Origin of the sequence: Nocardia cyriacigeorgica, from assembly GCF_010858045.1 — a bacterium.
GTDB classification, from domain to species: Bacteria; Actinomycetota; Actinomycetes; order Mycobacteriales; family Mycobacteriaceae; genus Nocardia; species Nocardia cyriacigeorgica_E.
Genome location: NZ_JAAGVC010000422.1, coordinates 1 through 273, shown reverse-complemented (window position 1 = coordinate 273; position 273 = coordinate 1). Strand labels below are relative to the sequence as shown.

General features: G+C 38.1%; 1 protein-coding gene. It reads left to right on the top strand.

All coding sequences use genetic code 11. The features are described from left to right. Positions 1-248 (top strand): FAD-dependent oxidoreductase (locus tag GV790_RS30290; RefSeq protein ID WP_163818214.1); only part of this gene is annotated, 248 nt, incomplete at its 5' end. Between the last annotated feature and the right edge of the window lie 25 nt (positions 249-273).

Here is a 273-nt window from a genome sequence, read left to right as displayed (position 1 = left end):
GTGATATACGTGCTGATCGGATTCAACCATTAATCAATTGGGTTAACCAAAATTTTGATATTTCTACAGAGCATTCAGTACCTTGGGCTGGGTTGCGTCCAATGATGCCTAATATGCTGCCTGTCGTTAAGCAAGGTCGACAATCACGTGTTTTCTACAATACGGGACATGGACATTTAGGATGGACATTATCAGCAGCTACTGCTGTGATTATTAGTCAAGAAATCTCACAAAAATTTCCAAACTAAATTAAAAAATGCCGATGTTTATACA